Origin of the sequence: Acinetobacter courvalinii (assembly GCF_014635545.1) — a bacterium.
Classification (GTDB): Bacteria; Pseudomonadota; Gammaproteobacteria; order Pseudomonadales; family Moraxellaceae; genus Acinetobacter; species Acinetobacter courvalinii.
The window spans coordinates 359,744-379,478 of the sequence record NZ_BMDA01000003.1; the positions used below are offsets into that span (position 1 = coordinate 359,744).

Annotated in this window: 14 protein-coding genes; 11 read left to right on the top strand and 3 right to left on the bottom strand. The window is 41.0% G+C overall.

All coding sequences use genetic code 11. The features are described 5' to 3' along the window. The first annotated feature begins 7 nt into the window (after positions 1 to 7). From lpdA to IEV39_RS13905, 7 genes are all read left to right on the top strand, one after another. Positions 8 to 1,441 (top strand): dihydrolipoyl dehydrogenase, encoded by a 1,434-nt coding sequence (gene lpdA / locus IEV39_RS13875; protein ID WP_004652192.1) that lies wholly within the window; start codon positions 8 to 10, stop codon positions 1,439 to 1,441. A 135-nt stretch (positions 1,442 to 1,576) separates the two neighbouring features. Beyond that, entirely contained in the window at positions 1,577 to 2,743 is a 1,167-nt protein-coding gene (gene sucC / locus IEV39_RS13880) for an ADP-forming succinate--CoA ligase subunit beta (RefSeq protein ID WP_005227098.1), read from the top strand. 12 nt (positions 2,744 to 2,755) lie between these two features. Continuing rightward, complete coding sequence (sucD, locus tag IEV39_RS13885) at positions 2,756 to 3,646, top strand: succinate--CoA ligase subunit alpha (protein WP_003655479.1); 891 nt, start codon at positions 2,756 to 2,758, stop codon at positions 3,644 to 3,646. A gap of 523 nt (positions 3,647 to 4,169) precedes the next feature. Further along, positions 4,170 to 4,715: a fimbrial protein gene (locus IEV39_RS13890; protein ID WP_005288485.1), complete on the top strand. Its 546-nt coding sequence runs from the start codon at positions 4,170 to 4,172 to the stop codon at positions 4,713 to 4,715. Positions 4,716 to 4,756: 41 nt separating this feature from the next. Beyond that, positions 4,757 to 5,485, top strand: coding sequence for a fimbrial biogenesis chaperone (locus IEV39_RS13895; RefSeq protein WP_005288482.1), 729 nt, complete (start codon positions 4,757 to 4,759; stop codon positions 5,483 to 5,485). Further along, positions 5,486 to 8,041: a fimbria/pilus outer membrane usher protein gene (locus IEV39_RS13900; RefSeq protein WP_005288480.1), complete on the top strand. Its 2,556-nt coding sequence runs from the start codon at positions 5,486 to 5,488 to the stop codon at positions 8,039 to 8,041. It abuts the gene before it with no gap. 2 nt (positions 8,042 to 8,043) lie between these two features. Then, positions 8,044 to 9,102, top strand: a complete 1,059-nt coding sequence (locus IEV39_RS13905) for a fimbrial protein (RefSeq protein WP_005288478.1) — start codon at positions 8,044 to 8,046, stop codon at positions 9,100 to 9,102. A 54-nt stretch (positions 9,103 to 9,156) separates the two neighbouring features. Here the strand turns inward: IEV39_RS13905 and IEV39_RS13910 are convergent, their stop codons facing one another. From IEV39_RS13910 to trpS, 3 genes are all read right to left on the bottom strand, one after another. Further along, positions 9,157 to 10,869, bottom strand: a complete 1,713-nt coding sequence (locus tag IEV39_RS13910; protein ID WP_005288476.1) for a flotillin family protein — start codon at positions 10,867 to 10,869, stop codon at positions 9,157 to 9,159. Positions 10,870 to 10,899: 30 nt separating this feature from the next. Continuing rightward, positions 10,900 to 11,544 (bottom strand): YqiJ family protein, encoded by a 645-nt coding sequence (locus IEV39_RS13915; protein ID WP_005288468.1) that lies wholly within the window; start codon positions 11,542 to 11,544, stop codon positions 10,900 to 10,902. Positions 11,545 to 11,960: 416 nt separating this feature from the next. After that, positions 11,961 to 12,974, bottom strand: a complete 1,014-nt coding sequence (gene trpS, locus IEV39_RS13920) for a tryptophan--tRNA ligase (RefSeq protein WP_005227112.1) — start codon at positions 12,972 to 12,974, stop codon at positions 11,961 to 11,963. Positions 12,975 to 13,139: 165 nt separating this feature from the next. Between trpS and IEV39_RS13925 the strand changes: the two genes are divergently transcribed. The 4 genes from IEV39_RS13925 to IEV39_RS13940 all read left to right on the top strand — a co-directional run. Then, positions 13,140 to 14,063, top strand: a complete 924-nt coding sequence (locus IEV39_RS13925; protein WP_005288467.1) for a DUF808 domain-containing protein — start codon at positions 13,140 to 13,142, stop codon at positions 14,061 to 14,063. 37 nt (positions 14,064 to 14,100) lie between these two features. Then, on the top strand, positions 14,101 to 14,991 hold the full coding sequence (gene ypfJ, locus IEV39_RS13930) for a KPN_02809 family neutral zinc metallopeptidase (protein WP_005227116.1): 891 nt from the start codon (positions 14,101 to 14,103) through the stop codon (positions 14,989 to 14,991). Positions 14,992 to 15,277: 286 nt separating this feature from the next. Then, positions 15,278 to 16,777, top strand: a complete 1,500-nt coding sequence (locus IEV39_RS13935) for a cation:proton antiporter (RefSeq protein ID WP_005288466.1) — start codon at positions 15,278 to 15,280, stop codon at positions 16,775 to 16,777. 465 nt (positions 16,778 to 17,242) lie between these two features. After that, positions 17,243 to 19,735: Ig-like domain-containing protein (locus IEV39_RS13940; RefSeq protein WP_188382618.1), on the top strand; the 2,493-nt coding region annotated here is incomplete at its 3' end.

Consider the following 19,735-nt stretch of genomic DNA (forward strand, 5'->3'; position numbering starts at 1 on the left):
GATAAAGATGTCTCAACAGTTTGATCTTGTTGTTATTGGCGGTGGACCTGGTGGTTATGAAGCGGCAATTCGTGCAGCTCAACTTGGTTTCAAAGTTGCTTGTATCGAAAAACGTATTCACAACGGTAAACCATCTTTAGGTGGTACCTGTTTAAACGTGGGTTGTATCCCTTCTAAAGCATTGCTTGACTCTTCTCACCGTTATGAAGCCACTGTTCACGAACTTGCTGAACACGGTATTACCACGGGTGAAGTTAAATTTGATTTAGACACTTTGTTGGCACGTAAAGACAAAGTTGTAGATCAATTGACCGGTGGTGTTGCTCAATTACTGAAAGGTAATGGTATCGAGTGGTTACAAGGTACGGGTAAATTACTTGCAGGTAAAAAAGTAGAATTCACACCGTTTGAAGGTGATGTACAGGTTTTAGAACCGAAGTACGTGATCCTTGCAACGGGTTCTGTACCTGTCAATATTCCAGTCGCTCCTGTTGATGAAGACTTGATTGTTGACTCTACTGGCGCATTAAAATTCCCAGAAGTTCCTAAGCGTCTTGGTGTGATCGGTGCAGGTGTGATCGGTCTTGAGCTTGGTTCAGTATGGCGTCGTCTTGGTTCAGAAGTTGTTGTGTTTGAAGCATTAGATGCTTTCTTACCAATGGCAGACAAAGCATTGGCGAAGGAATATCAAAAAATCTTGAAAAAACAAGGTTTAGATATCCGTATCGGTGCAAAAGTTTCTGGTGCTGAAACCAATGGTCGCGAAGTAACGGTTAAATATAACCAGGCTGGCGAAGACAAAGAACAAGTTTTTGACAAGTTAATCGTTTGTGTAGGCCGTAAAGCATATGCAGAAGGTTTATTGGCAGAAGATTCTGGCATTAAACTCACTGAACGTGGTTTGGTTGATGTCAATGATCAATGCCAAACATCTGTTGAAGGCGTTTATGCGATTGGTGACTTGGTACGCGGTCCAATGCTTGCACATAAAGCAATGGAAGAAGGCGTAATGGCAGTTGAACGTATCCACGGTCATGCTGCTCAAGTGAACTACGACACCATCATCAGCGTGATCTACACGCATCCAGAAGCAGCTTGGGTCGGTTTAACTGAAGAACAAGCCGCTGAAAAAGGTCATGAAGTTAAAGCTGGTCAATTCCCGTTTGCGGTGAATGGTCGTGCATTGGCTGCTGGTGATACTGCTGGTTTTGTGAAATTCGTTGCTGATGCGAAAACAGATCGTCTTTTAGGTATGCACGTTGTGGGTCCTAATGCATCTGACATCGTACACCAAGGTATGATCGCGCTTGAATTCGTTTCTTCGGTTGAAGACTTGCAATTAATGACTTTCGGTCACCCGACTTTCTCTGAAGTTGTACATGAAGCAGCGCTTTCTGTTGACGGTCGTGCAATCCACGCGATTCAACGCAAGCGTAAATAAAACATAAAGTGTGGTTCGCCACACTTTTTTGAATGATGATGATTGTCTGCTTCAGGCAATCATTTATTCAATATGTAGCAGCCTGATTTTAAGAAGATCTGGCTGTATCACACAAACAACATAGTAGGTAACTAAATGAACTTACATGAGTATCAAGCTAAAGCATTATTGAAAGAATATGGCATGCCAGTACAAGAAGGTATCTTGGCAACAAATGCAGACGAAGCAGTTGCTGCATTTGAACAGCTTGGTGGTAAATTCGCGGTAATGAAAGCGCAAGTTCATGCTGGTGGTCGTGGTAAGGCTGGCGGCGTTAAAGTTGCAAAATCTAAAGAAGATGTTATCGAATTTGCTAACAACATCATTGGTACTCGTCTTGTAACGTATCAAACTGATGCAAATGGTCAACCAGTAAACAGCATTATCGTTGCTGAAGACGTTTACCCAGTTGAGCGTGAGCTTTACTTGGGCGCGGTTGTAGACCGTTCTAGCCGTCGTATTACTTTCATGGCTTCTACCGAAGGTGGTGTAGAAATCGAGAAAGTTGCGGAAGAAACGCCTGAAAAAATTATCAAAGTTGAAGTTGATCCTTTAGTTGGCTTACAACCATTCCAAGCACGTGAAGTTGCGTTTGCTTTAGGTTTGAAAGACAAGCAAGTGAGCCAATTTGTAAAAATTATGGGCGCTGCTTACCAAGCATTTGTAGAAAATGACTTTGCATTATTTGAAATTAACCCACTTTCAGTTCGTGAAAATGGCGATATTTTATGTGTAGATGCGAAAGTTGGTATCGACTCTAACGCGCTTTACCGTTTACCTAAAGTTGCTGCTTTACGTGACAAAACTCAAGAAAACGAGCGTGAATTAAAAGCATCTGAATTTGATCTTAACTATGTTGCTTTAGAAGGTAACATCGGTTGTATGGTGAATGGTGCTGGTCTTGCAATGGCAACAATGGACATCATTAAACTTTATGGTGGTCAGCCTGCAAACTTCCTTGACGTTGGTGGCGGTGCAACCAAAGAGCGCGTAATCGAAGCGTTCAAAATCATCCTTGCTGATACGTCTGTACAAGGTGTTTTAATCAACATCTTCGGTGGTATCGTACGTTGTGACATGATTGCTGAAGCAATTATTGCAGCGGTTCAAGAAGTAAACGTAACTGTTCCAGTTGTTGTTCGTTTAGAAGGTAACAACGCTGAGTTAGGTGCTAAATTACTTGATGAATCTGGTTTGAAATTAATTTCTGCGAACGGTTTATCTGATGCCGCAGAAAAAGTTGTAGCTGCAGTTAAAGCGTAAGGAGTATCAATCATGAGCGTATTAATTAATAAAGACACTAAAGTATTGGTACAAGGTTTTACTGGTAAAAACGGTACTTTCCACTCTGCACAAGCTTTAGACTACGGTACAAAAGTTGTTGGTGGTGTTACTCCAGGTAAGGGTGGTACAACTCACCTTGACCTACCAGTATTCAACACAATGAAAGAAGCGGTACGTGAAACAAATGCAGATGCATCTGTAATCTATGTACCAGCTCCATTCGTTTTAGACTCAATCGTTGAAGCGGTTGATTCAGGTGTTGGCCTGATCGTTGTGATCACTGAAGGTGTTCCAACAATCGACATGCTTAAAGCAAAACGCTACTTAGAAACTAACGGTAACGGTACGCGTTTAGTTGGTCCTAACTGCCCAGGCGTGATCACTCCAGGCGAATGTAAGATCGGTATTATGCCTGGTCACATTCACCAACCAGGTCGTATTGGTATCATCTCACGTTCAGGTACATTGACTTATGAAGCTGTTGCTCAAACAACTAAGCTTGGTTTAGGTCAGTCTACTTGTATCGGTATTGGTGGTGACCCAATCCCAGGTATGAACCAGATCGAAGCGCTTCAATTGTTCCAAGACGATCCAGATACTGATGCAATCATCATGATCGGTGAGATCGGTGGTACAGCGGAAGAAGAAGCTGCTGAATTCATCAAATCTAACGTGACTAAGCCTGTAGTCGGTTACATCGCTGGTGTAACTGCGCCTAAAGGTAAACGTATGGGTCACGCTGGTGCGATCATTTCTGGTGGTCAAGGTACTGCTGAAGAGAAATTCGCTGCATTTGAACGCGCGGGAATGGCTTACACGCGTAGCCCAGCTGAGCTTGGTTCAACGATGTTGCAAGTTTTAAAAGAGAAAGGTTTAGCGTAATACGTTAGATTTTAATCTTTAAAAAACCCCAATGGCGACATTGGGGTTTTTTATTGCCTGAAAATCGGGGTGGGTTCTATAAATATAAGTGGGTTTGACCATAAAAACTGATCCTCAATAAAAATTAAAATTTAGCATTGCAGCCGGAATATACACCTAAAACATTAAACGACTGTCTATTTTTTATACATTTTCAAAATTTAGATGAGTTGTTTAAATTTCAATAACTTGTACCAAAGTGACAAAAATATTCACCTTCTGACCAAAAAGGAAAAGTATAAAAAAGAGTCATTTTAATCTCTGGTATTTTTAAGTTTATGTTTTAAATCATGAAAAATACAAAACTCGTATTATTGTGTATTAACATGTGAAAGTGTGACTTGGTTTGCAAATTTTTATTGAAAATGTTGTTTTTGTGTATATTATTGTTTCTGAATTGCATAGCTTTTTTACAAAGATTTTAAACAATTTGGGGTGAAGCTAAGTAATGAAAAATCAATCAAATTTTTATGGATACTCTCAAATGAAAAAATTAAGTTTAGGGCTTGCTCTCCTGGCTGTATGCGCAACATCTACGACTTTTGCTGCAACTGGCGTGATCACTTTTACTGGTCAGCTTGTTGCTGGAACTTGTAGTGCTAACGTTGCTGGAAGTGGCAATGCATCTGCATCTGTAACTTTACCAACTGTGAATACCGCTGCTTTGGGCGCTGCAAATGCAACGGCGGGTACCACTGCATTTAAAATCAACTTATCGGGTGCTGGTTGTACAGCAAGCAGCTTAAATGCAACGCCTTACTTCGAATCAGAAGTTGCTAAAGTCAATGCAGCAGGTCGTTTAATTAATACAGCTACAAGCGGGGCAACACTGGTAGATATCCAGTTGTTGACGAATAACCAGACTGTTATTGATGTAAATGCGCCAGCACCAGCTCAGTCAAGCAGTGTAGGTGTTTCTGCTGGTACAAATAGCAATGACTTCAATTACTTTGCCCGTTATTTCGCAACAGGTGCGACAACTGCTGGTGCAGTAACGTCATCAGTAAGCTACAGCATTATTTATAAATAATTGTAGTTTCATTTTGGTTGGTTCAGGGGAAATATAACAATATGCGTATCTCATCGATTGCCTTTCGCATTGCAATGCTCAGTTCAATCTCTACTGCAACATTTGCAGGAGTGACGATTACAGGGACGCGTATTATTTTTCCTTCCAACCAGAATACGGTCACTGTTCAATTGAACAATCCTGACGATCGTCCTGCATTAATTCAGGCATGGTTAGACAATGGTGACCCGCATCAGATACCAGAGGCGGATAAGATTCCATTTATCTTAACGCCTCCTTTGGCCCAAATTGCTTCAAATAAAGGTCAAATGCTTCGCTTAATTGCGAAAGATACCTCAGCTTTGCCTCAGGATAGAGAAAGCTTATATTGGTTTAATATTTTGGATATGCCTGCATCTGAGCAGGTTGAGACAGCAGAAAAAAATAAATTACAGGTGTCGATTCGTTCACGTATTAAACTATTTTATCGTCCTGTCAATTTAAAAATCTCACAGGAAAAAGCATTTTCCAGTGTTACCTTTAAATATAATGAAACTAATAAAAGCGTGACGGTGAATAACCCATCTCCTTATTATGTAAATTTTTATAATGTCAGTTTGAATCCGGAAAAAGAGAATTTTGTTTATGCTGATCCTTTAATGATTGCACCTTATTCTACGGAGAGTTTTAAACCGGAAATTCAATTTAAGCCTCAAAAAATTAGCTATTTACTGATTAATGATTATGGTGGAAATCAGGCTTATCAAGCCGTCATAAATGGCGAAGAATAAATGAAATATGCATTAAGATATAGCATTATTATTTTATGCATGCAGGGTACTTACGCAGCAGAAAATGAAAATATAAATCATAAATTACAAGCGAGAGATGGATCAAATAATCGAATTTATACCTTTGATGCACGTGCATTGTTTGGCGGACGCAATCAGGATATTGATCTAACTTCATTCCGCCAGACCAATGGCGTTGCTGCGGGTGTGTACTCACTCAATACCAGTATTAATCATCATCGCTCATTGGGTCAGCTTACGCTTAAATTCGATCATTTGAATGCAGAGCTGACGGCGGTGCTATGTATTGATGAACAATTGTTGAAACGACTGGATTTACGTCCAGAAGTCTTGGAAAAACTACCTAAAAAACCATGTCTCACAATTAAAGAGCTCAATCCAGATGCCTACTATGATCTGGATATGTCGGCATTAAGTCTGGATATTTCTTTACCTTTAGCAATTATTAATCAACGGCCAGAAGGATATATTGCACCTGAACGATTTGATCAGGGGGTTACTGCTGCTTATATCGGTTACGATTTTAATCGTTACACCAGTAAATTGAACCAGCAAGAACAAGTTAGCAGCAATTATCTGAATTTAACCGGTGGATTCAATTTCAGTCGTTTTAACTTTCGTCATGCGGGAAGTTTTGACTCAGATGGAACGCAACTCGGCGGTTATCAATCTTATCTGAATGTATTGTCTACAGATATTCCTGCGCTGAAAGCACGGCTGGAAATGGGTGACTTTAATACCCAGACTTATGCGATTGATTCGGCGCAAATACGAGGCTTACAGCTTGCTTCCGATATTAGTATGCTTCCGATGTCGCAACGCAGCTATGCACCTTTGATTCGTGGTTTGGCCAACACCAATGCTTTGGTTTCTGTGTTTCAGAATGGCCGAAAAATTTACGAACGTACCGTACCTGCTGGTGAGTTTGAGTTTAATGATCTCACAGCGGTCAATAACAATGGTGATTTAACTGTTCAGGTCACTGAAAATGGTGGGGAAAAACATAGCTTTATTGTGCCGATGCAAGGGAATATGAACCTTGTTCGAATGGGGCAGTTAAATTACAACATTGCTTCTGGGCAATACAAAATTAACAATAAAACATCAGATGATTATATTGGTCAGCTCAGTGCGGAATATGGCTTGAGCAACTATTCCAGCTTATATCTTGGCAGCAATCTCAGTCATGTTTTTCAGAGTTATTTATTCGGTTTTGGACAAAATACAAGGCTGGGTGGACTAAGATTTGATGCGGAAAAATCAAATGCAACCTTAGCAAAAAATGACTATGCGGGTTGGCGGTATAAAGCTGCTTATCAATATAGCTATAGTCCGCTTAATACTTTTTTGAACGTTTCAGCACAATATCAAGATCGTGAATATATGACATTAAGTAATACTATGTCTTTACGAAACTTTAATGATTTGAATCAAGCTGAAATCGATAGTCTTTTCCTCACCTATTTATTAAAACAGCAATTTAATATTTCGCTTTATCAAAACTTTAAAGAGGGTTTTGGCTCTGTTTATTTAAATGCAACTCAAAATAAATACTGGAATACAGATAAAGACTATGTGCAGTATAGTATTAACTATAGTAATCGCTGGAATAGATTGAGCTATTCTATCGGTTATAGTCAAAATAATAATCAGTTAAATGATGCTGGAAAAGAAAATAAGGTTTATCTGAGCTTGTCTTTACCTTTAGAGTGGCGTAAAAAGCAGGCAAATCTATATTCGAATATTCAATATGCAGATAACGTCGGTCATCCAACCACAGCGAATGTAGGTCTCACGGGAACATTAGGGGAAAATAATCAATTCAATTATGGGGTAACCACGACTCAGAACTGGAACAATGGAAAAAATAATTCTGCTGTTTCAGCCAATATGAATTATAGCCTGCCTCAAATACAACTGGGTGCTGTGACGGGCTGGAGTGATGATCAGACCCAATATGGTTTCAGTGCGAAAGGTGCTATTGTCGCTCATCCTTATGGAATTACCGCAACCAATAATTTATCGGATACCTTTACCATTGTTCATGCAAAGGGTGCGCATGGTGCTGATGTTGTTAATGCATGGGGAAGTAAAATCGATTATTGGGGCAATGCGATTTATGCCAATGTTTCTCCTTATGAAGCCAATACCATCCGCTTAGATACCAAGCATTTGCCTCTGGATGTGAATTTAAGCGCCAATCAGGCTGAAGTGATTCCACGTCGTTATAGTTCGACTTTAATCAAATTTGACGTCGAGCAAAGCTCAAATATTTTATTAAATGTACAGGTTAAGGGTGAACATCAGCAGATCCCGATTGGTGTACAAGCGGTGAATCAGGCAGGACAAGTCGCAGGCATGTTTGGTCAGTCAAATCAGCTATTTATAGAAAAAGCACAATTATTAAAACAAGATCTATATGTGCAATGGGGAATGAATGAATCTTATGCTTGCCATATTGATGCACCAGAAAAACTGCTTCCGAAAAGTAAGCAACCGAATCGTATACAAATGATCGATGTGGAGTGTAAATAATCATGCTAAAGAAATATGGATTTACGCTCTTATTTACTGTTTTAGGCATGGCTCTGGGACAACATGCTTTTGCTACGGATAATGGCGTGTGTACTTCGAACCCAACTCAGCCTTTGGCGACCAATACCAGTAGTATTACCAACTCAACTTCAAACTGGACACTTGTCACCAACTTTGCCACATCGATTGCGGCTTATTCTTTGGTGAATTGTTCAAACAAAATCACGGATAATTTCCCTGACCGAAAAACTACATCTTTCACTACAGTGGGAAGTAACGTCAACTTTGATCAAACGATCACTTATGCAGGTTCGACGTATTACAAAATCGTCAATAGCAGTAGTCCTTACTTTAATCAATATGCGTATGTGACTTTTCAAATACAGGATACCAAGTCTGGAAAGCCCGTTGTTGCTTTAGCCAAGACGGTGAGCTTGTATAACAATGCGACAGGGGAGTCTGCGACCCAAGGCGTCAATATTGTTAATTTGAAGTTTTATTTTACTTCTGGATTGACTGAAAGTACGCCAGCAGTACAGCTTGATTTAGGCAAGGTCACTGTGGATATGACCGAAGGATCGAACCGTTATATCGATAGTCAATCAGGCTTTGTACAATTAACACTGAATCCAGAAAATACCAAGACTTGTAGCTTAAACAATCCGATTGTGACTTTACCCACGATTGCAACCAGCGCTTTAGCAACAGCAGGTACGGAAGCTGGTGGGAAAACGCCTTTTTCAATCACGGCGACTTGTAGCAATGGCTTAGCTAATACCTTGTTGTACTTTACGATGAGTGATAATACCAATGTCGCGAATAGCACTAACGTATTGAGCAATAGCAATGCTGCAACCAGTAATGTCGGCATTCGAGTGTATGATGTATCTAATAATTCAGCGATTAACTATGGCACAGAATATTCATTTGGTCGGCTGGGCACAGGATCAAATCCAGCTTTAACTAAAAATTTCTATGCAAAATATTATAAGAAAGATAATGTTGCCGCTATCGCAGGGAGTGTCAATGCGCAGGCGACCGTCATGGTGAACTACAAATAAAAGTGCAATAAAAAAGAGCCTTACAATGAAGACTCTTTTTTATTTATATCGGACTTATTCTGCTTTTGGTTTATTTAGACTTTGAGTCAAGCCATTGATGTCGCCACCTTGTAAACCAAGTTCATTCATCAGGCTATCAATTAAAGGTGCTTGTGAACGGTAGCGTAAGGCGCTATTCACCACTTGATCAGACAATGAGGTTGAACTGTTTTCAACGGCTTCACCTGACGTTGCAGAACCACCAGCAAAGCCATTTAAACCATTAACTTGCAAGATTTTGATGTCATCAATATTTTCCATCGGTTTCACGCTTTCACGGATAATCTCTGGTAAATGCTTCAATAATGCTAAGCGAATCTGCATTTCTACTTGCTCAGCAGAAAGGGTGTTGGCTGCCTCATTGACTGCACGTGCACCTTCTGCATCGACTTGATATTGTTTTTCTAGGGCTTGAGCCAGCAACACTTTCGCATCTGCTTCACCTTTGGCCTTTAAGCGTATTTTCTCAGCATCAGCTTCTGCCGCAATGCGCACGGCTTCTGCTTCATCGGCAGCGGCTTTTTTACCTGCATCCGCAGCAACGGTAATCGCAATCGCTTCTTTCTCAGCAGTCTGTTTTGCTGCAACCAGTTCAACCGCTTTTTGACGTTCAGCGCGTTGGGTTTCACGGACAGTTACAACTTCTTCCTCTGCTTTTACCGCTTCGGCACGGGCCTTGTCAGCTTGCGCTTTGGCTTCTGATTCAGCACGCGATTTTTCAGCAATGGCAATGGCACGGTCTTGCTCAGCCAGCTCAATGGTTTTCTTCTGTTCGACCTGTGCTTTTTGAATGAGCTGAGCTTTTTGAATATTTTCGTTTTCAACATCACGTGCCGAAGCAATCCGTTTAATTTCGACTTCACGCTCAGCAGCAATCTGGGCTTCTTCAGCCTCACGTTTTTTACCTGCTTCTTGAGAGGCGATTTCTGCGGTTTGTTCAGCTTTACGAATCGAGATTTCACGCTCTTGCTGTAACTTTGCATATTCTTCTTCACGTGAAATTTCTAAACGAGCACGTTCAGCTTCAAGATTTTTTGCACGGATCGCCAAGTCAGCATCTTGTTCAATGTCGTTACGCTTTTTACGACGGTCTTCAATCGTTTCAGTCAGTTTGGTTAAACCTTCTGCATCGAACGCATTTTGCGGGTTAAAAAATTTAAAGCTGGTTTGATCGAGACCCGTTAAAGAAACGGTTTCAAGCTCCAAGCCGTTCTTGGATAAATCTTCCGAAACCACTTGCTGGACTTTCTGTACGAAATCGACACGCTTTTCATGCAGTTCTTCCATCGCCATTTCAGCGGCAACGGCACGTAGAGAATCGACAAATTTACCTTCAACCAGATCTTTTAACTCTGGTGGAGACATGGTTTTACGACCTAAGGTTTGTGCCGCCGTTGCAATGGATTCTGCAATCGGTTTAACACGCACATAGAATTCTGCCATCACATCTACACGCATACGATCGCGGGTAATCAGGGCCTGATCCGCGGCACGTTTCACTTCCAGACGCAATGTATTCATATTAACGGGGATAATTTCATGTAAAACAGGCAGCACGATTGCACCCCCATTTAAAATGACTTTTTCACCGCCAAAACCAGTACGCACGAAAGAGACTTCTTTGCTTGAGCGCGTATATAGACGAGCGATAATAATACCGATGAAAACCAGTGCCGCAAAAATAACACCTGTAATAATTAGAATTTCAGTCAATGCTGAACTCAACATTTAAACACCCTCATGTAATAAATATAAAAACTAAGCAACAATCGCTTGGAAGCCAATTTTGGTTCTTTGCGTTAAAATAACGTCCTGACCTTGATGGAAAACCATATCAAATTCGGGTTCAACCAAGACGTAATGCATCTGGCCAAACTGGTCTTTTACTTTGGCCTGAGCAGGGGAGTTTGGTCTGGCTTCCCCTAAAATAATGTGTGCGGTACGACCAATCAGGTCATCATGCCGAATGGCGGTGGTTTCATCTTTGGGAATAATCTTGGCAATCAGTGCTGCGCTATAACGTACCAGTGGCATTGCCAAAAACAGGCAGGCAGGTGCAATGATCCATGCCGATACATATTGTTCTGTAAACTGGAAAAAAACATCCTGAATAATCAAGCCTGTTAATGCATATAGGGTTAAGAAAATAATTAACCAGATCAGTAACGGGACCTTGCCCAGATAAAGCCATTCTAAAAGCTGGGTAAATAGATTTCCTGATTGTTCCAGTGAAACATCGGCATGGTCAATATCAGTCAGGCTATCAGGAAGAAACTGTTCCAGAAAACTGGAACTACCGCCAAATAATAGCAAGATGAATTCGAGTACACCGATAAATAGACATAGCATTAAGGCAATGCTAAAAATAAGATTAGAAGGATGTGTTAATAAATCCCAGATCATCAGCGGTTCTCTTATTTCTTTTAGAGATAATTAATAAATTTTTTATAAAAATAAAACAGTTATAAGAATAAAACGAATACAGTTGAATTTCAACTTAAATTGTTCAGATTATGACAGGCGAAAAAAAACGCAATGATTGGGGTTGTCATTGCGTTGAACAACGAATCTGTTTAAAACAGTTTCGGTTGAAAGGAGAAATGTCATGAGATTAGTGTTTGCTAATCTACAACGCAATCTTATTTAAAATCCCGACCAAGTTCATCGGTATTCATGTTAACAACTGTTAATACATGTTAATAAGTGACAAAAAGTGTTAGTTTTATATTTTATCGGGAAGTTCTAAAATCAAACTTAAATCAAACGTTTATATTAAAAAAAGCCCGAAATCGGGCTTTTTATGTGAATAAGAACATAAATTAGAATTTAAATAATCCTAAGCCGTCTTTGACTTCATCAAGCGTCTGTTGAGTGATAATCCGGCATTTTTCAGTGCCTTGTTTAAGTACATCCATAATGTAATCCGGATCTTTTTCTAACTCGGCACGACGTTCACGGATTGGTGTAATTAGCTCTTTAAGTACACCTTCCAGACGTTTTTTCACTGTACCATCACCGAGACCACCACGACGATAATGCGCTTTTAATTCTTCCACTTCTTCTTTATTTGGATCAAAAGCATCTAAATAAGTGAATACGATATTGCCTTCAACCTGACCTGGATCTTCAATCCGTAAGTGATTCGGATCGGTATACATGGCATTAACCGCTTTCTTGATGTCTTTGTCAGAAGCATTCAGCACAATGGTATTGCCTAATGATTTAGACATTTTTGCTTTACCGTCAAAACCAGGTAAACGTGCCATATTGGATAACAACGCTTTACATTCTGGTAACAGGTCATGACCGATTTGACGGTTAACACGACGAACCACTTCGTTGGTTTGCTCGATCATTGGAATCTGGTCTTCGCCGACAGGAACAACGGTGGCTTTAAATGCCGTGATGTCTGCTGCTTGCGCAATCGGGTAGCACAGGAAGCCCGCTGGAATATCACGCTCAAATCCACGCATCTGGATCTCGGATTTAATGGTCGGGTTACGTTCTAAACGTGCCACTGTCACGTAGTTGAGGTACAGCATGGTCAATTCGTTTAGCGCAGGTAAGCATGACTGTACACAAATTGTGGTTTTGCTTGGATCAATGCCGACTGCCAAATAATCTAGTGCCACTTGAAGAATATTGTTGCGAACTTTATCCGGGTTATCGGCATTGTCTGTCATGGCCTGAGCATCAGCCAATAATAGATGTTGATGATGACTGTCTTGTAGACCTACACGAGAACGTAATGAACCGACAAAGTGTCCAAGATGAAGTTGCCCAGTCGGACGGTCGCCTGTCAAAATGATTGGACGTTGATCAATATTACTCATGATATGTTCCAAGATTCAGTGATTTAATAAATATAAGATTGATATTATTGTACGGGAAATAATTTTTTTTCGTCAGCGATTGCTGAAACTTTTTCTGAAAAATAATATTGTGAATATATTGAGGGAATCTACAATAGCGACATAAATACAAATGAGGAATTAAAAATGGCGAGTGGTTTATTATTATTACTGGATGATATTGCGACGATTCTGGATGATGTTGCTGTAATGAGCAAAATGGCAGCCAAAAAAACTGCGGGTGTCTTGGGCGACGATCTGGCGCTGAATGCACAACAGGTCAGTGGCGTACGTGCAGATCGAGAGCTGCCTGTGGTGTGGAGTGTTGCAAAAGGATCATTTGTTAATAAGTTAATCCTCGTACCATTGGCATTGCTTATCAGTGTGGTTGCGCCGTGGCTGATTAATCCCTTGTTGATGATTGGTGGCTTGTTTCTCTGTTATGAAGGTGTGGAAAAAGTCGTTCATACCTTGCAGCATAAAAAAGCCAAAACCAAAGAAGAGGCGAGTGAAGATTTACAGCATGTCGAAGTTGATCTGGCCAAATTCGAAAAAGAAAAAGTCAAAGGAGCAATTCGTACCGACTTCATCTTATCGGCTGAAATTGTGGTGATTTCGTTAGGTACAGTTGCAACCGCACCATTTATGTCTAAAGTGACAGTATTAAGTATTATTGCAGTTGTCATGACGGCCGGTGTCTACGGTCTAGTTGCAATGATCGTTAAAATTGACGATTTAGGTTTATTTTTAACCCAGCAGGCTTCTGAATTTAAAAATAAAATAGGGCGTGGTTTACTTGCTTTTGCTCCAGTTTTGATGAAGACACTGTCAATTGTCGGGACAATTGCCATGTTTTTAGTTGGTGGCGGTATTATTTCGCATACCATTCCTTTACTGCATCATTTTACCGAAGAAACCGTTGACCATTTAGAGCTGATTCCAAATGTGGGTTCAATCATTGGTGCATTGACGCCGACTTTGATCAATCTTGGAATTGGTCTGGTGGCAGGCGCAATTGTATTGCTTATTATCAGTCTGATTCAGAAAGTTTGGCCAAAGGCATCAACTTAAGCCTGAATCGTCATCATCAGAATTATGTGAGGTAGTTATGCGTTGGAAAGGTCGTCGAGTCAGTACCAATGTTGAAGACCGTCGTGGTGGTGGCGGTGCAAAAGCAGGTGGTATCAGTATATTGGGTCTGGTAGTGGCTTTTGTGGCTTGGAAGTTCTTTGGTGTCGATCCACAACAAGCCTATCAGGCCACGCAAGCCGTCACGGCACAATCGTCTCAACAGGGCAGTGCACCGCAAAGTTTGACCGCTGAACAAAAAGAGGCCAGTGATTTTGTCGGTACGGTACTGGCAGATACAGAAGATACCTGGACACCGATTTTCCAGCAACTGGGGATGACCTATAAGCCACCTCGTCTGGTGCTGTTTAGTGGTGTGGTCCGATCAGGTTGCGGGACTGCACAAGCCGCGATGGGACCGTTCTATTGTCCGGCAGATCAAAAGGTCTATATTGATACCTCTTTCTTTAAGGATATGCGTCAACAGATGGGCATCTCTGGTGAGCAGAACCAGACCGAGCTTTCCCGTCAGGACCAGGCCGGGGATTTTGCCCAAGCTTATGTAATCGCACATGAGGTGGGACATCATATCCAGAATCTGTTGGGAATTTCAGATCAGGTACAGCAAGCACGTGCTCAGGCGAGTCAGGCACAGGGCAATCAACTCTCTGTTCGTCTGGAATTACAGGCCGACTGTTTTGCCGGTATCTGGGCGCATCAAAATCAGCAGCGCACCCAATTCCTTGAGCAAGGGGATATTGAAGAAGCGATGGATGCCGCTGAAAAAATTGGTGATGACTATCTGCAGCGTCGTGCCACAGGACAAGTTGTGCCTGATAGTTTTACTCATGGCACCAGTGAACAGCGTATGCAGTGGTTTCAGACCGGTTTGAAATCGGGTGATGTCAATCAATGTAATACTTTTAAGTGATCAGCCCCGGCGGTTTTTTGTCCTTGATTTTTATACGGAAGATATACGAAGCTTAAGCAGAATTAACGTAAAATAACATGTCTATGCTGAATTGAGGATGATAGGTTTATTACTGTACTGAATCATTTGTAAATAAAATTAAATAATTAGTGAGTCAAACTGCAGCATAGACCTTCATTCTTTATTCAATCATAAAAAACAATAGACTTTTGAATTGCACTTTATGGTGAGTTGTAAAGTTTAAATAAATTGTATGTGTCGAAGTTGAAATAAATAAAGAGGTCATATGGGTAATTTTTTTCTTTTACAAGCATTAACGGTAATTTTTGCATTATCCATTGCCACCACTATTTTTAATAAACGAATACTGGGTTTTCCTCAAGCGATTGGGGTCCCGATTGTTTCTGCGATTTTTGTCTTTATTTTACAGTGGGGCGCAAGCCTGTTAAATGGCAACCAGTTTATTACCATTAATATTCATAATATTGAAGCTGCTGTAAGAAATATTGATTTTTATGATTTTTTAATTAATGGTGTGATTTGTTTTATTTTAACCTCTTCAGCACTTAAGTTTAAAATTTCAGATTTAAAAAACTATTGGAAACCTATCGGTATTTTAGCCACGATTGCATTGGTGCTATGTGCAGGATTTTATGCAGGTTTATTGTATTTATTTCAATGGCTGGTTGGTTATCCGGTCCCGATTGGCGTTTTATTGTTATTAGGCGCAGCGCTTGGGGCAACAGATCCTATTGGCGTTAAAGGTGTACTCAGTTCAATTCGTGCGCCACACCATCTCATGGTAAAGCTGGAAGGTGAGTCTTTATTTAATGATGCTATGTGTATTGCCTTATTTATGACTTTATTAAAAGTGCTACAAGGTGAACATTTTTCATTATTGGCAACCGTCGAAACCTTACTTTATGAAATCTTTGTCGCGGTGATTATTGGTTTTGGATTCGGTTTTGCAATCTTGCGTTTATTACGCGGTAAACACGAGATGGAGTCATTAATCTTAACCACAGCTTTGCTGGCCAGTGGTTCTTATCTGGTCGCATTATTTGCTCATGCATCAGCGCCGATCGCTTGTGTCATTGGCGGTCTGATTGTCGGCAACAAATGGCAAGAGATTCGTGAACAGCGTGAAATACGTGAAGTGAATCACTTCTGGCATACGGTTGAAGGCATTATCAACTCCTTCTTATTTACCCTGATTGGTCTGGAACTCTTTATTCTTGATCTGAGTGCTAACCTGATTATTGGCGGGATTATTGCCTTTATTATCCTGCATCTGTCCCGTTTTGCAGCCAACTTTGCTTCTTTTGCCTTATTCCCATCTTTCCGTAAAAAAAGCTATAACGGCAGTTTAGCGATTCTGTCTTGGGGAGGGGTACGTGGTGGTATTTCACTGGCCTTGATCTTGGCTGTGGCCAACATTCCTCAGCTTAGCCCATACAGCAGTATCCTGATTGGTTATACCTTTATCAGTGTGTTGCTGTCCGGGGTGGTATGTGGTCTTGGTTTGCCTGCGGTGATGAATGCGTTCTACTACAATCCAAATGAAGAGAAAGAAGGCTTAAAAGGCTTCTATCAACGCATGTGTAACAAGATGAACCGCCGTGGTTTTAAATATATTATTGGTGAGGATGCTTTAGGGCGAGAGACGATTACCATCTATAACCCTGAAATTTTACTGGATCAGAAAACCGAGGACGGGGTCGCCACCATGCATCACCCAAGTAAACGGGAAGAGGTCAAACGCTTGGAAAATCCTGATAATTTTTAATCGTATATTTTTTTCTTTTGTTAAAAAAAGCCTTTTTATAATGAAAAGGCTTTTTTGTTTTTAGTTAACAAAATCGTTAAATGGTGTGTTTAGTTTAATTAAAGTGTGGGAACGGTTTTTATTTTAATTTAAATAATATATTTAAAAAGTTTGTTTAATTTAATTAAAATACCTTTTAGGAACTTATTATTTCTTTGTAAATTTATTTGTTTAAAAGTGTAATTTTTTTATTTTTTAAAGTAATTTTTATTTTTTTTGTTGTTGTAAAACATATATTTGTGTAAGTGTTATAATTTATTTCAATGTAAGTTTATTTTCTTTGTTTTGTGAGCTATTTAACATTTATTCGGTTTAATTTAAAGTAGTGTCGTGAACTCTATCACTTGAAAAAATAATTTTAACTTCAGTAATAACGTCATTAGAAATTGATTTGAAATTAATAATATATAATTGAGGAATATAATCATGTCTGAAATACAAATTATTTCCAAGGAAAGTCATAAAACCCTTGCAAATACGACGGAAAAAACAACGACTTTACCATCTGAGGCCACGGTGGTTCTGGTTAAGATCCCTGTCAACGATATCTCAACAGTAAAAAGAGATGGTTCTAATGCCGTTATTTTACTGAAAAATGGAGAAACAATTGTTATTCAAAACTTCTTTAATGAAGGGGCGAATCTGGATAACAGTCTGGTTTTTCAAGGCGAAGATGGTCAACTCATTTGGGCACGTTTTAAAGATGCTGAAAATGATGCGGATGCAGATAGTGACGCGGATGCAGATGCAGATGCAGACACGGAAGGAGCGGTATACTTAGAAGAAACGCCAGCGGTTGTGCCAGAGGCTGCTCCTGAGGTTCCTGTTTCAGATGTGGTCTATCAACCGATTCAGTCTGTAGAACCTTTGCTTTACCATGACGGTGGTATGAATCCATGGTTGTGGGCTGTTCCTTTAGTGGCTGGCGGTATTATTGCAGCAGCAAGTGGCGGCAGCGATGGTCATGGGCGCGATAATAATAATGGTAATAATCCAGACACTACACCGCCAGACACGGGCGCAGTTAAATTTAATGTAGATCCGGTGACTGCGGATAATGTCCTGAATGCGGCAGAATCAGCATCGACCGTCAAGGTGACTGGTACCTTAACCGGTATCCCTGCTGATGCAGCAAGTACAGTGGTGACACTCGTCATTAATGGTAAGACTTATACGGCAACTGTAGATACTGCAACAGGAAAATGGACGGCAGATGTCGCAGGTAGTGACTTGTTGGCAGATAGCGATAAGACCATTGATGCAAAAGTGACGTTCACTGATGCTGCAGGCAATAGCAGTAACGTTACGGATACACAAACTTATAACGTAGATGTGACTGCACCAGCTGTACCAGAAATTGATCCAATTAATGGCAAAGATCCGATCACGGGGACAGCAGAACCTGGTTCAACCGTGACTGTGACCTTCCCTGATGGCAGTACCGTTCAGGTTCCTACTGATCCAACTACAGGTGAATGGACCGTACCCAACCCGGGCGGTTTAAAAGATGGCGATACGATTAAAGTTATTGCGACTGACCCAGCGGGTAACCCATCTGCACCGGGCTCAGAAACCGTGGTTATTGATAGCACACCTCCGGATACAGATGGTGTTCAATTTAATGTAGATCCAGTGACCGCAGACAATGTTTTGAATGCGGCAGAATCCACTTCGACTGTGAAGATTACCGGTACTTTAACCGGTATCCCAGCTGATGCAGCAAGCACAGTGGTGACACTCGTCATTAATGGTAAGACTTATACGGCAACTGTAGATACTGCAACAGGAAAATGGACGGCAGATGTCGCAGGTAGTGACTTGTTGGCAGATAGCGATAAGACCATTGATGCAAAAGTGACGTTCACTGATGCTGCAGGCAATAGCAGTAACGTGACCGATACCCAGGTCTATACAGTGGATACCACAGCACCAGACAATACCGGTGCAACCCTTGCGATTGATGCGGTAACTGCAGACAACGTATTGAACGCAGCAGAGTCAACTTCGACTGTGAAGGTGACCGGTACTTTAACCGGTATTCCTGCAGATGCCGCCACCACAGTGGTGACTTTAGTTATCAATGGCGTGACCTATACCGCAACTGTAGATCCAGCAACAGGAAAATGGACGGCAGATGTGGCAGGTAGTGACTTGCTGGCAGATAGCGATAAGACCATTGATGCGAAAGCGACTTTCACTGATGCCGCAGGCAATAGCAGTAACGTTACGGATACACAAACTTATAACGTAGATGTGACTGCACCAGCGGTACCAGAAATTGACCCAATTAATGGTACCGATCCAATCAAAGGTACTGCAGAACCTGGTTCAACCGTGACTGTGACCTTCCCTGATGGATCAACAGTTGATGTTGAAACGGACCCAACTACAGGTGAATGGACCGTACCAAATCCGGGCGGTTTAAAAGATGGCGATACGATTAAAGTTATTGCGACTGACCCAGCAGGTAACCCATCTGCACCGGGCACAGAAACCGTGGCTATTGACGGTACACCACCGGATACAAGTTCAGTTCAATTTAATGTAGATCCAGTGACCGCAGACAATGTTTTGAATGCGGCAGAATCGACTTCGACTGTGAAGGTTACCGGTACTTTGACCGGTATCCCTGCTGATGCAGCAAGCACAGTCGTGACACTCGTCATTAATGGTAAGACTTATACGGCAACTGTAGATACAGCAACAGGAAAATGGACGGCAGATGTCGCAGGTAGTGACTTGCTGGCAGATAGCGATAAGGCCATTGATGCAAAAGTAACTTTCACTGATGCTGCAGGCAATAGCAGCAATGTTACGGATACACAAACTTATAACGTGGATGTGACTGCACCAGCTGTACCAGAGATTGACCCAATCAATGGTACCGATCCAATCACCGGTACTGCAGAGCCGGGTTCA

What these genes read in the sequence shown, in the direction of transcription:
- IEV39_RS13900 (WP_005288480.1), top strand. Translation starts at nt 5,486, where the DNA reads ATGAAATATGCATTAAGATATAGCATTATTATTTTATGCATGCAGGGT.
- ypfJ (WP_005227116.1), top strand. Translation starts at nt 14,101, where the DNA reads ATGCGTTGGAAAGGTCGTCGAGTCAGTACCAATGTTGAAGACCGTCGT.
- lpdA (WP_004652192.1), top strand. Translation starts at nt 8, where the DNA reads ATGTCTCAACAGTTTGATCTTGTTGTTATTGGCGGTGGACCTGGTGGT.
- sucC (WP_005227098.1), top strand. Translation starts at nt 1,577, where the DNA reads ATGAACTTACATGAGTATCAAGCTAAAGCATTATTGAAAGAATATGGC.
- IEV39_RS13890 (WP_005288485.1), top strand. Translation starts at nt 4,170, where the DNA reads ATGAAAAAATTAAGTTTAGGGCTTGCTCTCCTGGCTGTATGCGCAACA.
- sucD (WP_003655479.1), top strand. Translation starts at nt 2,756, where the DNA reads ATGAGCGTATTAATTAATAAAGACACTAAAGTATTGGTACAAGGTTTT.
- IEV39_RS13925 (WP_005288467.1), top strand. Translation starts at nt 13,140, where the DNA reads ATGGCGAGTGGTTTATTATTATTACTGGATGATATTGCGACGATTCTG.
- IEV39_RS13910 (WP_005288476.1), bottom strand. Translation starts at nt 10,869, where the DNA reads ATGTTGAGTTCAGCATTGACTGAAATTCTAATTATTACAGGTGTTATT.
- IEV39_RS13915 (WP_005288468.1), bottom strand. Translation starts at nt 11,544, where the DNA reads ATGATCTGGGATTTATTAACACATCCTTCTAATCTTATTTTTAGCATT.
- trpS (WP_005227112.1), bottom strand. Translation starts at nt 12,974, where the DNA reads ATGAGTAATATTGATCAACGTCCAATCATTTTGACAGGCGACCGTCCG.
- IEV39_RS13935 (WP_005288466.1), top strand. Translation starts at nt 15,278, where the DNA reads ATGGGTAATTTTTTTCTTTTACAAGCATTAACGGTAATTTTTGCATTA.
- IEV39_RS13905 (WP_005288478.1), top strand. Translation starts at nt 8,044, where the DNA reads ATGCTAAAGAAATATGGATTTACGCTCTTATTTACTGTTTTAGGCATG.
- IEV39_RS13895 (WP_005288482.1), top strand. Translation starts at nt 4,757, where the DNA reads ATGCGTATCTCATCGATTGCCTTTCGCATTGCAATGCTCAGTTCAATC.